Here is a 14842-nt window from a genome sequence, read left to right on the forward strand (position 1 = left end):
TCCCCTCCTACTTCAGCAATGCGTATTTCAGGCTGTCACATGGATTTCCCAGGGTAGTCCATGCCTCGCCGTCCTCAAGCACGAAAAGGCTTGTCGAGATCGTCCTGGAAGGCGCCCCCTCTTTCGGATGGCGGCAGAGCGCGTTTACTCCGTTTTCATGGTCTGACATAATGCGGAATAAATCCTGAAACCTGATTTTTCCATACTGTTCCCTCAGCATTTCTTCCATTCTTCTATATCGGAAATATGTAGAGGGGTATTCCGCTTCTTCCGGATTCAGGTGTTTAAGCTGATCCGACAGGTAATGGTTGGAACGGAAAAGAATGCCGCTTCCGCTGTCCTTTTCTACCGAAACTTTGTTCTTCGTCACCTCCGCCAGCCATGCCTCTTTCTGATCAACAATCATAATGTTGAGTCCGTTCATCCGGGGAGACACCTTCACATAATCCAGCGCCTCCCGGGCCGTCTTACACCCGGCAAGCAGGAGGTGGACATTTAAAAATATGTGGGAATCCTCCACTGTCTCCATATCCGCAGGCGCTTTGGCCGACCAGAAACCGGTCGTCGCAACTCCGACTCCATGGCTGTTCATCCCGCTGGCTGGATAGGTGACCGTACCTGCACCATTAATCTCCACAATCCTCAGTCCGTCCGGATATTCCCGTTCCACCACAGCCTGCTCAATATAAGTGCTCATATCCCTGTTCTTAATCACATAGGTGCATCCATCCGCCGTCGCTTTGCCCCTGGCCATAATCATGCTGCATTCCTGGTTAAAATATCCCGTCATAAAATAAGCGGGGATATTCAGCATCAAAATCTCCTCAAAAGGGATCCCAGCTCCTTCCGATATCCCTTTCATTTCTTCAAAAATATCACTGTGCGCCCGTTCTAAAAAGGCTGCGTTCCTCTCAACAAACGCTTCATAACGTATCATATCAACGTGATCGGAAACCATCTTTTTTCTTACTTCTCCAATATTATGGAGAATGATTTCCCTAAGCTGCAACCCTTGCTGCAAGCCCTGTTCATATGGAGTTCCTTTCACTTTTACCATGCTGTTCATGTTGTCAACCCCTTTAAAGTCCTTTCTGTTAGGAAACGTATATTTATAATTATTCCGGTGGGATCCCTGTTCTTATCGATAAATTCATTATATTCGCTGTCTTCCCTGTAATCAAAAAGTTATTTTTCGACCACCCTGACAGTTTATTACCTGTCAAAGTTCCCTTCTGATTTTTGAAAAGCATAATATACTCTTTAGATTCACCCACGTGAACAACCCTATTTTCGACAGGTACACGGCTGTCTTTACTCATGTTATTCCTTGGATTCCCGGCAAAAGAAAAAGGACCGGTAACGGTCCTGCTCAGATAAATTTATAAGATAGAACAAAAAGAAAAGCCGGGATGGCTGAATCCCGTGTATACAGGCTCAGTCTCCCGGCTTTGAAAGTGTAAAGAAGCGTATGCAATGTTATATTGTTTTAGTCGTCCTGACTGCAGTTAATACCCAACCGCTTTCCCGTCACGCCTCGGATCCGCACCGCCGCGCAGCGTTCCGTCGGGAAGCATCTCTACAGCCTGCACGCACGGATAATCCATCCAGTCTCCGGTTTCAAGTACCGGATGGCCCAGGGCTTTTAATCCTTCGATTACGTCTTTGTCGATCCTGGTCTCGATCATGATTGTCTCATCGCTTGTGGTCCAATCGGAACCGGCATGGATTCTCGGTGCGGAAATCGCATCCTGGATATCCATATCAAAATCAATGACATTAGAGATAACCTGAGCCACACCGGAAATAATTCTCTGGGAACCCGGCGCGCCGATGGTCATAACCGGCTTTCCGTCTTTAAGGATAATCGTAGGTGACATGGAGCTCATCGGACGTTTGCCCGGCTGTACCTCGTTGGCTGTCCCAACCTCGGCGTCGAAGTCGTCCATCTCGTCGTTCATAATGAATCCGTACCCCTCCGGAACCACACCGGAACCGAATACGTAATTGATTGTTTTCGTTACAGCGACAATATTGCCCTGTTTATCCATGATGGAGTAGTGGGTCGTCTGTGGGGACTCATAAGCCCATGCATCTCCATGCTCAAAAATCTGTGCTTTTTCCGGATCGATCTGGGATGCCAGTTCCTTTGCATATTCTTTGGAGGCCATTCCCGTCAGCGGAACATCGATAAAATCGGTATCTGCCGCAAAGAAACCTCTGTCCTTGTATGCCATTTTCATAGCTTCCGTCAATGTGTGAAGATGCTCCGTTGAATTGTGTCCCATTCCCTTAATATCAAAGTTCTCGAGAATGTTCAGAATCTCCACGATTGTCGTGCCGCCCGATGATGGAGGCGGGGAGGAAAGAATCTCATATCCTCTGTATGTGCCGCTGACCGGTGTCCTGAGCTTGATATCGTAGTTTGCCAGATCTTCCAGAGTCAGGATTCCACCCGCTTCCTGGACTGCCTTAACCATGGCTTCCGCCATTGCTCCCTTGTAGAACGCATCCGGGCCGTTGTCGCGGATCAGGGAAAGTGATTTTGCGAGATCCGGGTTTTTAATCACATCGCCGACCGGATATGGGAATCCTTCTTTCAGGTAGATATCACCGCAGGCCTCGAAGCGGGTGAGCACTTCGAACTCTTCCATCATATCCCGGTTCAGGACAGCCGATACCTCATAGCCGTTCTCCGCCATCTCGATGGCCGGATTCATAACCTCTTCCCTTGTCATTGTTCCGTATGTATCCAGGGCGTATAACAGTCCTTTTACCTCGCCCGGTACGCCGACTGCGGGGCCGCCCAGCCATTTTGTGTCATCTGTCAGTTCGCCGTTTTCATCGACCGGCCACATTCCCGGCTCTGCCTTGGACGGCGCCGGTTCACGGAAGTCTACAAATACATTCTCGCCTGTCTCCGCCGAATGGATTAACATAAATCCGCCTCCGCCGATACCGGATGACTGCGGCTCGCATACACCCAGGGCAAAGCCTACGGCAACCGCTGCGTCTACGGCGTTTCCGCCGGCCTCAATAATGTCGGCTCCTATCTTTGACGCCTCATATTTACCTGTGGATACCACGCCGTTTTTACCGTTTCCGTCACGGTCATCGCGCTTAATCTGTCCGTTCTCGTCGTAAGGTTTCCATCCCTCTTCCTCCGCCGGAGCTTCCTGCGTTTCCTCAGGCGCTTCCGTCTGGACAGCGGACTCCTGAACCGCCTCCGTGGCCGGCGGCGTGGTCTTTGTCTGGCATCCCGTAACGGATGTCGCCAGAGCAGCAGCTAAAAAGAGCGCCAAACTTTTCTTTCTCATATTTATATCCTCCTCATCTCTCTTAAAAGGTTACCGTTCCGGAGTGTGTCTGACTGAAAACAATTTTCACTCACACTCTAGTTCAGAAAACTTCCCAGTCTGTTTCCCCCCAGATCCGAGCCGTCCGAATCCAGGAACAGTTCCGCATAGGTTGGAACTTCTGAAAAAACAATCTGGTTGTCCGGGTACAGCTGGTTGTATGCTTTCGTATACTCGATGACTCCCTGAAGATGTCTTCCGACCCTCTCCTCAATGGGATGCCCGTTCTCATCATAGGGAACATACAGAAATCCCAGCTTCGCGCTCTTGACATACGCCTTATCTTTGCCCGTCAGGGCCAGTTTTTCATTGGTTGCCCCGCGCAGACGTCCCTGTGATGCATTGGCGGTTTCCATCAGCAGCGGAATCGTTTTCGTATAATCTCCCAGCTCCCTGTGTGTCAGGCCGTGCAGGTTGGTCGGCGACGGTTCCAGTGACATCTGGATACCCGCAAAGGTCAATTCCATCATTCCGCTGGCCGCCAGCGACATCCCCTTTTCATGGGAAACCGTCGCGTTGATAACCGGGTACTCCGGGGATGCTTCATGCAGGTCGAAGGTTTCGTCCACGCCTTCCGCCCGGATCATCTCCGCTATTGCATAGGCCGCTTTTTCCGTAGAATTGCCGTCCGGCTTTCCCGGGTACGCCCGGTTGATATTTCTTGTCTCCGAGCCGGAGAGCTGCTGCCCGGAGGCCGCATGCACATAGACGTCCGGATCCGGCCACTGGTCAATCGGATTGGAGGCCCTGGAGCCATAACGGAATTTCCGCTCTCCGCTGGGTGTTGTAATGTGCATATACTGTGGGGACGCCTCCTGGGGATCGTTGTGGGTCATTCCACTTCGGTTGGTAAAGGGAATCACGTAGACCGTTCCCTCTTCCACCTTTGCCGTTTCAATAAATGTAATAGCCGCCATATATCCGGCCGGTTCATTCCCGTGGGTTCCTCCGAGAATCAGCACCTTGCCGCCCGGTTTTTCTCCCTCCATCACATAGACTTCCGTGTCCATGTTCGTGCCTTTGATGCCGTCAAAATACTCGGAAAGCATCTTCGTGCCCGTCACACCCGGTCCCGGCTTAATCTCCCCGAGATTCTTCAGTGACGCGAAATTCTGTCCCGTCACCGCTGTCACCAGCAGCGCCGCCGCCAGGCAGACAGCCGCTGTAATATGGTTTTTCTTCATGTCTGCCTCCTTATTTAATCATTAATAATCTCAGTATCAGCGGAATTACGACGAGCGCGGCGTTGGCCTGCAGTGTAATCTTTTTTTCGTCAAACAGGTTCCAGATGGTAAAAATCAGGACAAGTGCCACAATTCCTCTGTAAATCAATGTAATCATATCCGATCCCTCCCTCTATTTAATCACAATATACGGCGCCAGAACATTAGCAAGAAGAATAAATGCAATGGCCCAGACAATAATCATCAGGGACGGAATCATACACTTTTTAAGCACTTTCGTATACTTGTCAAGACCGACTACCTGGGCTGCAAAGATTCCGGCCAGCGCCGTCGGGGGCATCATGTCTCCCAGTGAAGCGATCAGGGAAATGGCCGCCGCCGTGATAATCTGGTTCTTACTCAGGAAAGCCAGCAAAAACGGTACTCCCAGCACGGAGGCCGCTCCGTAGGAAGATACTGCGCCGAACAGAGGAATGGTAACCGCCATCGCCAGATATAAGAATCCGTTCGGAAGGCTCAGGCAGGTTGTTACAATAAAGCCGCGCACGCCCGTCAGCGTCATAATCTGAATAAACATTCCGACGCCCATCAGGATTCCCAGAACAGGAAGCACACTCTGGACCGCGTCCTTACATACCTTCTGCACATTGATTTTGTAGCCGGTGAACAGTCCCGTCACCGAGGCAATCATGAAAATCAGCGGCATTCCCAGGTTGGGGAGTGATGGAACCGTCTTATTCAGGACCATCAGAATCATTGCCACAAAAATCGGGATGTAAATCTTGAAACCGAATTTCTCGCCCGGCTCCTGATTCAGTTTTTCCCTGATTACTTCGTATTCCAGCTTTTTCACATATTTTAACCCGAACATCAGGGCAAAAATAAATGCAAGCGGAAATGTCAGAAACGCAAGGGGAAGTTCAAATCCGACATAAGGGATATCAATTCCGCCTCCGATAATCATGGCCGGAATGTTGACCGGCGGAGCTATCATTCCCAGGATTCCGCCCATGGCCAGGATGCAGGCCGTTTCAAGCTGCGGAATTCCGATCAGCATCAGCACCGGGGCCATAATGGAACCGGCGGAGAGAACCGCTGCGGTGGAAGAACCGGTAATCATGCCCGGAAACATAATGACCAGCATAATCAGGCAGACCAGCAGGGCCGGGGCCTTATGGAACTTCTCAATAATCAGGGAAGACAGCGCATCCAGCGCTCCCGACTCCTGGATTACTTTCATGAAAATCATGGCGGTCGTAATAACCAGAATCGTATCCACGTAGGAGAAGGTTCCCTCGATCAGATGACGGATCGGAAAACCATATCCTCCCACAAGGGCTCCGACGATGGCCGCCAGCACCATGGAGAGGCTTACCGGCAGCTTCAGAAGAAAACAGCCTGCCACGAACACAACTACCATGGCCAAAAATATTATCAGCTCAATACTCATATGTAACCCCCTGAAACTTAAGATTTAAATGCGGCGCCCAGTTTCGGAACCACGTCGGCCATGCTGCTCACCTCGTCGAAAGGAATTCCTGCCTGTGCCGCAAGTCCCCTCATGAGGCCGTCCTTATCTCCGTCCGCCACTACGATGGCATAGTCTGCTTTTTCAAAACTCGGTGCAATGAATTTATCAGATAAATCACCGCGTCTGGCTTCTCCGCCCACATGCACCGCGATGATGACGATTCCCTGCTCATCCGCCGCGCCAATCAGTTCGGCCACACGCTCCAGTTCACCGTTGGCGTCGATTCCGGCGGCTCCAAGTCCTTTGGAGGAACCTCCCACGGCCAGCATCAGCGTCTTAATCCCTTCCAAATCCGCCGAGGTGGCAAGGCTGTTTTTCTCACACTTGATGTTGTTCTTATCCAGCATCGTCTTAACCATCTCATAATCGGCGCTCTGTCCTACGGAAGTCAGAAGAACCGGCGCTTCGGCGATCGCCTCCTTGAGCCCCTCAACTTCCGCGGGTGCCTGCACCTCTCCGCCTGCGGCCTGTGTCTGCGTGGCAGCCGGCTGGCCGCTTCCCTGGGAAGTCTTTTCCCCACATCCGCTCACTGCCATGGCCAGCGCCAGGCACATTAAAACTGCAACTGATTTCTTTCTCATATTTCCCTCCTGTGTTATTTTTTTGTTAAAATCATAGTATCATAGGCCATCCCAAACTTCTATTTTTTCTCTTATTTATCTCTCGTTGAAATAGACAAAAAAGGAGCTGTTTTTTCGTGATTTTAACCATAAAATCATTTTAAAACAGCTCTTTTCTAATAGTTTCATACAATTTACAGCAGTAAATAGCTCTGTTTCGGCCTTCCTTTCTTGCCGTAACTGCTCTTTACCTCCACTTTTCCATCCGAGGTAAGGTGCTGGAGATAGCGGTATGTCGTCTGATAGGCAAGCCCCGTTTTCTCCGAGATTTCCTCCACGGTAAGGTACTGTGTCTGTCCCCTCATCGCATCCTTAATCAGCTCCATCGTAGAGGTTCCGATGCCCTTGACGATAAACGGTTCGTACTCATTCTTCCTTGCCTTTTTGCTCTCCATCAGCCTGATATGGACGCGGATTCTGGAAATAATATCCGGCGCCTTGATCGGTTTCGTGGCAAAATCACTGGCGCCCGCCTCCAGAAACTTGTCGGCAATGCTCTGATCCTCATCTATCGTAAATACAATGATGGGAATGTCCGGATCGATTTTCCGGAACATTTTCACTCCCTCCACCCCATTGATATGCGGCATGTGGTAGTCAATCAGAATAAGATCGGGCGTGCTCTTCTCATACAGTTCCAGCGCCTGCCTGACGTTTTGGGCCATCAGCCCCTCCCAGCCCTGTGTCTCAATCACCGCTTTCAGCGCGCAGAGAATCTCCGGCTCATCATCAATCAACAGAATTTTAATTACACTGCTGCTCATCATACTCCTCCTCTTTATCCTCGGGCAATCTCAGTACAATGCTTGTCCCTTTTCCGATCTCGCTGTCTATCGCTATCGTCCCGCCCGAATCCGTCACCACTTTCTTTACAAAGCTCAGGCCCAGGCCGTGAGAGCTTCTGGTGGTAAATCCCCGTTCCCAGATGAGTGACAATGTATCCTCATCGATTCCTTTTCCATTGTCGGTTATATTAAAACAGATCTCCTCTTCCCCGTCCGGGCCGGCCTTGTCCACGATAAAATCTATGCTTCCGCCATCCTCCGCAAGGGCATAGAACGAGTTCTCAATCAGGTTGATAAGAGCCCTTGAAAACCGAATTTTATTGACTAGCAGGTATTTTTCCGGAACCCGGTTCGACACATGGACCAGGGACGAATACTCCGAAACGGAAATCTGGGCTAAGACGGAATCCAGTATTTCTTCCGTCGAAATCCTGGTCCTGTGATTCTCATAAAGAATCTCGGAAATCATCCCGCTCATCTTCTCAATGGCCGATTCCACCTGGCTTAAATATCCCGATTCCTTTGACATCTGCCTGGAATCGCAGGACATCCGCACCACGCCCACCAGCGCCTGGGCCGATGTCAGCGGAGACTTGAGATCGTGGACCAGATGGCGCATTTCCAGATACGTCCGGTTCTCCAGGACACGGAGCCTGGTATCCATGACCATCCTCTCGTTCTGGGCCTTCAGTTCATTCATCGCCCTCAGGTTATTCTCATCCCGGATCAGCAGAAAGAGAAGCACCCCCATGAACATTAAAAGGGCAAAGAATATCGCCACGGTCCCATTCATCTCGGGTTCCATCTCCAGAAACTCGGCAATAATCTTGATGTCCTTCGACATCTCTCCCCTGCCTGTGGGAAGTCCCTTTAAACAGGGCATGATATCCAGGAACTGAAGCGCCGACAGAAACACCAGAATCAGCATGGCTTTTTTCCACAGGCTGACGTAATTATAATCATTTTTTCCCAGCAGAATCAGCAGAATAATAAGAGACAGCGCCGGTATTCCAAAATCATACTTAATTTGGTGGACCACACTGATAATCGTATAAATTAATGGGATGATGCAGAAGACAATGGCAGATTTCAGCCACTTTGTGATCTTGTGATCGCTGTCCAGCTCGATGGATTCAGCGATAATGAACGCCCCAAAATAATGGGGAAATGCACGGATGGAGTTCAGCGCCCCAAGCTTCATTCCCGCCGTCCACAATTCCAGCTTGTCCCGTGTGACGATGGCGTCATAGGCTTTTTCCGGAATATTCCACATATTGATTGTCAGAAAATATGGCATACAGATTCCAAGCAGCAGTAAAAAACAGCCCGAAAAAAACTTCTTTTTATTGAAATACCTGACCCGAATTTTCATAGCTCCCCCCGTATGTGCCTGAACGTTTCAGATTTAGCAGGTCTATCATACCATATTATGGGGGAAAAATACAATATTACCTTTCTCCCCGGCTCAGCCGTATGTCTTTTCATTGCGGACAATTCGATGGAAATTACAATGTTTTTAACCGGACCGTCCGCCGCCTCCCAACAACAACGAAAAGCACGCTTCGCGAACTTTTCATTGCCACTCAATAAAAAAGGGAGCCTTAAGTCTTTCAGACCTCCCGGCTCCCTGCTTTTTCTGAATATTCCAATATTACATGGCCATGCTTTCCGCCATTTTTCATCTGATACATTGCATGATCCGCCATATCCATCAGTTTCTCACATGTCAGTTCCACGGCATCATATACCGAAAAATCAACGGTTACGGCGCCGATACAGCAATAAACCGGCAGATGCACTCCGCTGCCGCGCAGCACAAACCGTTCCGCCGCCGTTTTCTCTACCTGCACCAGCCGCTCTTCCATCTCCGCCCTATCCCCGGGGCTTTCTATCAGGATTACGAACTCATCGCCTCCAACCCTCCCTACCGTTCCATTTGTCTCTCTCTCAAGGACAGATGCGAGGAACATCAGAGCCTGATCTCCGACATTGTGTCCGTAATTATTGTTAAAGTCCTTAAAGTCGTCAATATCCACAAACAGTACCGCCAGTCCTGTATGTGCGTTTCTGTGGCGCTCAACTGCTTCCCGGATAGACTGGCTGATCCGTTCCCGGTTAAAGACTTTTGTCAGGGCATCCCGCCCGGCGCGCTCCTGAAGAAGGCGCTGCTGCTGCATCTTGTAGAGATTTTCCGTCTCTATAAATTCCAGCAGACCGTTGACCTCTGCTGCCAGCGCTCCCAGTTCATCCTTCTTTCCAACCTCGACGCGCGGGGAATAATCCTGTCTTTCCCGGATGGAATTCAATGTGTCGGAAATATTTTTTATCGGATGGATAATCCGGTGTGATGCAAACCAGCCAATTCCCGCCGCCAGCATAAACCAGAGCAGCAGAATAAAGCAAATCATCATATAGTAAACCGTTTTCTGGCTCTGGTAGGCGCTTAAATTGACCGACAGCATAACACGCCAGTTCGTATATTCCAGGTTGGAATAATAAGTAATATAATCCGTTCCGCCAACCTTATAACGGAAACTGCCCTGAGGATGCAGCGTAAAATCAATTGAGCCGTATTTTGCGGTGTAGTTTTTCCGTTCCGCCTCCGTCGTGACAAAGGAATCCCGGTTTTCATCGGAAGTACCCGCACTGATAATCTTTCCCTTCCCATCCAGCAGGTAAAAGGTGGATTCGTTCCACAACTCTGCCCGTTCCCTGATGGTTTTATAGAAATCGATACATAGTTCCGCCAGAACATAGCCTAATACTTCTTCCCCGTCTTCAATTTTTGCTATCGCGACCAGAGTCTTATTTCCTTCTTCATCCAGCATCGTATCAGAAATGTAAAACGTTTTATCTCCCATCATTTCTATCAGGGGATCAATCCCATCATTGGCAAATACATCATGCTGTTCACCGCATGCAGCCACGCGGCGGTCTTTATCAATGATCGCAATTGCGTCCAGATATCCCATTGTCTGGACACGGGCCTCCAGCATATTATCCAGATATCCCTGCATTTCATCATTAAGCTGGCCGCGCATGGCCGCCCTCGACATATTCATGTTTCCCATGATGGTCAGATAATCTCTCTGCTGTTCGCAAAAGTCCGTCATCTCCGCTACCTGGGCATTGGCCACAACCTGAAGGCTGTCGGTAATTACTTTTTCCATTTTATTGGAAAACAGATAGGCAACCAGGAGCATAAAAAGTAAAAAAGGAGGAACAACGAGTGCGAAAAACAACCGGCACATGGAATTGCGAATGCTCATATGTAATACCTCATAAAAACAAAATACAGTCTTATGTTTTTGTAAAAAGGCAGACACGGCCGGCATCTGTATCCTCTATCCTACAGATACCGGCCGGCCTCAATTTCTTATTTACTTATCTACTCTGCTGCAGCTGCCTGCTTTTCCTTGTAATGATGAGCCTCTTCAAGCATCATATCCTTCACCTTCATCAGACGGATCTGGGTACTTCTCTCGTTCTCATCCAGCTTCATCGTAATATACTTGATGTTCTTCTTTGTCTCCGGGATGATGACATGTTCCAGGGCGTTTACACGCCTTCTGGTTTTCTCGATCTCGGCGGCCATGAGCTGGCAGGCCTTCTCGGTCTCGGACAGCTTCAGCATATCCGGCAGGATATCCGCCAGGGATTTGACGGCGCCGTCCAGGTCGCCCGAAGTAAAGGCAAATCCGTAAGAATAAATATCATTCTCATCTGCCGTTCTCGTCTTATATTCAAACTCCGGGATATCGACGCTCATGACGTTCTTCTTTCCGGTCTCCAGATATACCTCCTGCTTAGGCGCAATCAGGGCGGCATTCAGCGCCTGCTCAGACATTCCCGCCTTTGCAATGACGAAATTCTTGTTGGCGCTTCTGATCCCATCTTCCACCTTGAGGCGCAGGGCCATGTTCTCCCTTGCCAGATCCAGAAACTGCCGCATCAGCTCATCTCGTTTATCCTTCAGAAGCTTATGGCCTCTCGTGGCTGTCACCAGTTTTTTCTTGAGCCTTGTAAGCTCCATCCTGGTTGGGTTCACCTGTGTAGATGCCACGGCAATCACCTCCTTCTGTTACTGTTCGCTCCGCGTACAGTAACAGAAGGACGCTTCGCGGAATATTCTCTGCGGACAGTAACTAACTATTCTATTGTTCGTCCCTACTCTTTGGTCTTCAGTCTTTAGTCTTTCCCATAGTAGAGATCCAGGAATTTGTCATCGATACGTTTCAGCTCCGCCCTCGGAAGAATGGAAAGGAGTTTCCAGCCAATCTTCAGTGTCTCTTCAATATCGCGGTTTGCCGTGTAGCCCTGGGAAACGTATTCTTTCTCAAAGGCGTCCGCAAATTTGGCGTAAATCAGGTCGATATCGGAAAGCGCAGCCTCGCCCAGGATTACCATCAGCTCTTTTGCCTCTTTGCCTCGGGCATAAGCGGCAAACAACTGGTTCATCGTGTTGGAATGGTCGGCTCTCGTCTTACCCTCGCCGATACCTTTATCTTTTAATCGTGACAGGGACGGCAGTACATCGATTGGAGGTGTAATACCTTTTCTGTAAAGTTCACGGCTCAGAATGATCTGGCCCTCGGTAATATATCCGGTAAGGTCGGGGATCGGGTGAGTCTTATCATCCTCAGGCATGCTCAGGATCGGAATCATCGTGATGGAACCCGATTTGCCCTTCTGACGTCCTGCTCTCTCGTAGAGGGAAGCAAGGTCGGTGTACATGTAGCCCGGATAGCCACGGCGTCCCGGAACCTCTTTACGGGCTGCGGAAACCTCACGCAGGGCGTCTGCGTAGTTTGTGATATCGGTCAGGATTACAAGTACATGCATATCTTTTTCAAATGCCAGGTACTCGGCTGCAGTCAGGGCCATTCGCGGTGTTGCGATACGCTCTACGGCCGGGTCGTTTGCCAGGTTGACGAAAAGTACAGTCCTGTCAATCGCGCCTGTCTCTTTAAAGCTCTCAATAAAGAAGTTGGATTCCTCGAAGGTGATACCCATAGCGGCGAACACTACGGCGAACTGCTCATCAGTTCCGCGCACTCTTGCCTGCCTTGCGATCTGAGCCGCCAGATTGGCATGAGGAAGGCCGGATGCCGAGAAAATAGGCAGTTTCTGGCCGCGGACCAGGGTATTCAGTCCATCAATAGCCGAGATACCGGTCTGGATAAACTCTTCCGGGTAGCTTCTGGCCGCCGGGTTCATCGGCAGTCCGTTAATGTCTCTTCTCTCCTCCGGCAGGATATCGGGGCCTCCGTCGATCGGACGGCCCAGGCCGTCGAATACACGGCCCAGCATATCTTCCGATACGCCCAGCTCCATCGTTCTTCCAAGGAACCGCACCTTGCTGTTGGAAAGGTTAATACCGGTTGAGTTCTCGAATAACTGTACAAGAGCGTCGCTTCCGTTGATCTCCAGCACCTTGCAGCGCCTTGTCTCGCCGCTTGCCAGCTCAATCTCTCCCAGTTCATCATAAGTAACATTCTCAACGCCGCGCACCAGCATCAGAGGACCGGCTACTTCCTGTATGGTTCTATACTCTTTTGGCATTTAGAAGTCCTCCTTTCCTAATACATCGGCAATTTCTTTTGCCAGTTCATCTAAAACTTTCTTGTATTCTGTCTCTATATTGTCTTCCGTCGTATATTTAAATCGTCCAATCTGCTCCCTGACGGCCATCTTGATGAGTCCGTTTGCCGAAGCACCGGCGTTTAACGCTTTCTGGGATTCCTCATAGAAAGCCATAACCAGCTTCATCATCAGGAACTGCTTGCGCAGGGAAGTATAGGTGTCAATCTCATGGAATGAGTTCTGGTGCAGGAAGTCCTCACGGATAGAACGGGCCGCCTCCATCTTAAGCCGGTCGGAAGGGGAAAGTGCATCCATACCAACCATCTTAACGATCTCATCCAGCTCCGACTCCTCCTGTAACAGGCTCATCATCTTCTGGCGGTTTTCCATCCACTCGCTGTCTACGTGCTCGTCAAACCATTTGCCCATGCTGTCCACGTAAAGTGAATAGCTTGTCAGCCAGTTGATGGCCGGGAAATGACGTTTTGCAGCCAGGGAAGAATCCAGTCCCCAGAATACCTTTACAATACGCAGTGTCGCCTGGGATACCGGCTCGGAAATATCACCGCCTGGCGGGGATACGGCTCCGATCGCGGACAGGGCGCCTTCTCTTCCGTCCTTGCCGAGACATACCACATGGCCGGCACGCTCATAGAACTGGGCCAGACGGCTTCCCAGATAAGCAGGGTAGCCTTCCTCACCCGGCATCTCCTCCAGACGTCCCGACATCTCACGGAGGGCCTCAGCCCATCTGGATGTGGAGTCTGCCATCAGCGCCACGGAAAAGCCCATGTCACGGAAGTACTCTGCAATTGTAATACCGGTATAGATGGACGCCTCACGGGCCGCAACCGGCATATCGGAAGTGTTGGCAATCAGAACAGTACGCTCCATCAGGGAGTGGCCGGTCTTCGGATCTTTCAGTTCCGGGAACTCATTCAGAACGTCGGTCATCTCGTTTCCACGCTCGCCGCAGCCGATATAAACCACGATATCCGCCTCGGCCCATTTAGCAAGCTGATGCTGGATAACGGTCTTTCCGCTTCCGAACGGTCCGGGAACGGCTGCAACGCCGCCCTTGGCGATTGGGAAGAAAGAGTCTACAACACGCTGTCCTGTCACAAGCGGAGTCTCCGGCGGAAGCTTTCTCAGATAAGGACGTCCCTTGCGGACCGGCCATTTCTGCATCATGGTAAGCTCTTTGTCACCCTCATCCGTGGTAACGACAGCCACAACCTCTTCCACGGTGAACTCACCGCCCTTAATCTCTTTTATCGTGCCCTTAATTCCGTAAGGTACCATAATCTTCTGAACTACTACAATACTTTCCTGCACGGTTCCGATGATATCACCGGCCTCAACCTCATCACCGGCCTTGGCCGTGGGAACAAACTCCCATTTCTTCTCGCGGTTCAGGGAAGGAACTTCAACACCTCTTTTCAGGTTATTGCTCCCCGTCACTTTCATGATCTCATCCAGAGGCCTCTGGATACCGTCGTAAATACTGGCAATGAGTCCCGGCCCCAGCTCTACGGAAAGCGGCACATCGATCGACTCTACCGGCTCTCCCGGCCCCAGTCCGGATGTCTCCTCATATACCTGAACGGAGGCCTCATCTCCGTGCATCTCAATAATCTCACCGATCAGACGCTGGTTGCTTACGCGGACCACGTCAAACATATTGGCATCTCTCATCCCCTGTGCAATAACCAGAGGGCCTGCCACTTTTTTAATCGTACCTTTGCTCATTGGAAGGTCACACCCACCTTTCTTAACAATATGGCCG

12 protein-coding genes are annotated in these 14842 nt (G+C 50.3%); all 12 read right to left on the reverse strand.

Annotated elements, in window-relative coordinates; all coding sequences use genetic code 11:
* Positions 1-7: 7 nt before the first annotated feature.
* The 12 genes from V3C10_22285 to V3C10_22340 all read right to left on the reverse strand — a co-directional run bounded on the left by V3C10_22285 (position 8) and on the right by V3C10_22340 (position 14805).
* Positions 8-1066 (reverse strand): C45 family peptidase, encoded by a 1059-nt coding sequence (locus tag V3C10_22285; protein ID WVP62002.1) that lies wholly within the window; start codon positions 1064-1066, stop codon positions 8-10.
* Between the two features lie 439 nt (positions 1067-1505).
* Positions 1506-3314 carry a gamma-glutamyltransferase gene (ggt, locus tag V3C10_22290; GenBank protein ID WVP62003.1) on the reverse strand — a complete coding sequence of 603 codons (1809 nt, stop codon included), beginning with the start codon at positions 3312-3314 and terminating at the stop codon, positions 1506-1508.
* A gap of 77 nt (positions 3315-3391) precedes the next feature.
* Complete coding sequence (locus V3C10_22295) at positions 3392-4537, reverse strand: succinylglutamate desuccinylase/aspartoacylase family protein (GenBank protein WVP62004.1); 1146 nt, start codon at positions 4535-4537, stop codon at positions 3392-3394.
* 10 nt (positions 4538-4547) lie between these two features.
* Positions 4548-4694 (reverse strand): hypothetical protein, encoded by a 147-nt coding sequence (locus V3C10_22300; protein WVP62005.1) that lies wholly within the window; start codon positions 4692-4694, stop codon positions 4548-4550.
* A gap of 15 nt (positions 4695-4709) precedes the next feature.
* Positions 4710-5987 carry a TRAP transporter large permease subunit gene (locus tag V3C10_22305; protein WVP62006.1) on the reverse strand — a complete coding sequence of 426 codons (1278 nt, stop codon included), beginning with the start codon at positions 5985-5987 and terminating at the stop codon, positions 4710-4712.
* A 17-nt stretch (positions 5988-6004) separates the two neighbouring features.
* The gene (locus V3C10_22310) at positions 6005-6649 is read right to left on the reverse strand and encodes a DUF6305 family protein (GenBank protein WVP62007.1); all 645 of its coding nucleotides are present in this window, start codon (positions 6647-6649) and stop codon (positions 6005-6007) included.
* A gap of 173 nt (positions 6650-6822) precedes the next feature.
* Positions 6823-7455 carry a response regulator gene (locus V3C10_22315; GenBank protein ID WVP62008.1) on the reverse strand — a complete coding sequence of 211 codons (633 nt, stop codon included), beginning with the start codon at positions 7453-7455 and terminating at the stop codon, positions 6823-6825.
* Positions 7433-8845 (reverse strand): HAMP domain-containing sensor histidine kinase, encoded by a 1413-nt coding sequence (locus V3C10_22320; protein WVP62009.1) that lies wholly within the window; start codon positions 8843-8845, stop codon positions 7433-7435. The genes V3C10_22315 and V3C10_22320 overlap by 23 nt, the downstream gene beginning before the upstream one ends.
* A gap of 238 nt (positions 8846-9083) precedes the next feature.
* A complete protein-coding gene (locus tag V3C10_22325; GenBank protein WVP62010.1) occupies positions 9084-10742 on the reverse strand; it encodes a GGDEF domain-containing protein in 1659 nt (552 codons plus the stop codon).
* A gap of 119 nt (positions 10743-10861) precedes the next feature.
* Complete coding sequence (locus tag V3C10_22330) at positions 10862-11536, reverse strand: V-type ATP synthase subunit D (GenBank protein ID WVP62011.1); 675 nt, start codon at positions 11534-11536, stop codon at positions 10862-10864.
* A gap of 125 nt (positions 11537-11661) precedes the next feature.
* Positions 11662-13035 (reverse strand): V-type ATP synthase subunit B, encoded by a 1374-nt coding sequence (locus V3C10_22335; GenBank protein ID WVP62012.1) that lies wholly within the window; start codon positions 13033-13035, stop codon positions 11662-11664.
* On the reverse strand, positions 13036-14805 hold the full coding sequence (locus V3C10_22340; protein WVP62013.1) for a V-type ATP synthase subunit A: 1770 nt from the start codon (positions 14803-14805) through the stop codon (positions 13036-13038).
* Positions 14806-14842: the final 37 nt, after the last annotated feature.

The sequence above is a fragment of the [Clostridium] symbiosum genome (assembly GCA_036419695.1).
GTDB classification, from domain to species: Bacteria; Bacillota; Clostridia; order Lachnospirales; family Lachnospiraceae; genus Otoolea; species Otoolea symbiosa_A.

Excerpts from the sequence above, each read along its gene's own strand:
- V3C10_22285 (WVP62002.1), bottom strand. The coding sequence starts at position 1,066 with ATGAACAGCATGGTAAAAGTGAAAGGAACTCCATATGAACAGGGCTTG.
- ggt (WVP62003.1), bottom strand. The coding sequence starts at position 3,314 with ATGAGAAAGAAAAGTTTGGCGCTCTTTTTAGCTGCTGCTCTGGCGACA.
- V3C10_22295 (WVP62004.1), bottom strand. The coding sequence starts at position 4,537 with ATGAAGAAAAACCATATTACAGCGGCTGTCTGCCTGGCGGCGGCGCTG.
- V3C10_22300 (WVP62005.1), bottom strand. The coding sequence starts at position 4,694 with ATGATTACATTGATTTACAGAGGAATTGTGGCACTTGTCCTGATTTTT.
- V3C10_22305 (WVP62006.1), bottom strand. The coding sequence starts at position 5,987 with ATGAGTATTGAGCTGATAATATTTTTGGCCATGGTAGTTGTGTTCGTG.
- V3C10_22310 (WVP62007.1), bottom strand. The coding sequence starts at position 6,649 with ATGAGAAAGAAATCAGTTGCAGTTTTAATGTGCCTGGCGCTGGCCATG.
- V3C10_22315 (WVP62008.1), bottom strand. The coding sequence starts at position 7,455 with ATGATGAGCAGCAGTGTAATTAAAATTCTGTTGATTGATGATGAGCCG.
- V3C10_22320 (WVP62009.1), bottom strand. The coding sequence starts at position 8,845 with ATGAAAATTCGGGTCAGGTATTTCAATAAAAAGAAGTTTTTTTCGGGC.
- V3C10_22325 (WVP62010.1), bottom strand. The coding sequence starts at position 10,742 with ATGAGCATTCGCAATTCCATGTGCCGGTTGTTTTTCGCACTCGTTGTT.
- V3C10_22335 (WVP62012.1), bottom strand. The coding sequence starts at position 13,035 with ATGCCAAAAGAGTATAGAACCATACAGGAAGTAGCCGGTCCTCTGATG.
- V3C10_22340 (WVP62013.1), bottom strand. The coding sequence starts at position 14,805 with ATGAGCAAAGGTACGATTAAAAAAGTGGCAGGCCCTCTGGTTATTGCA.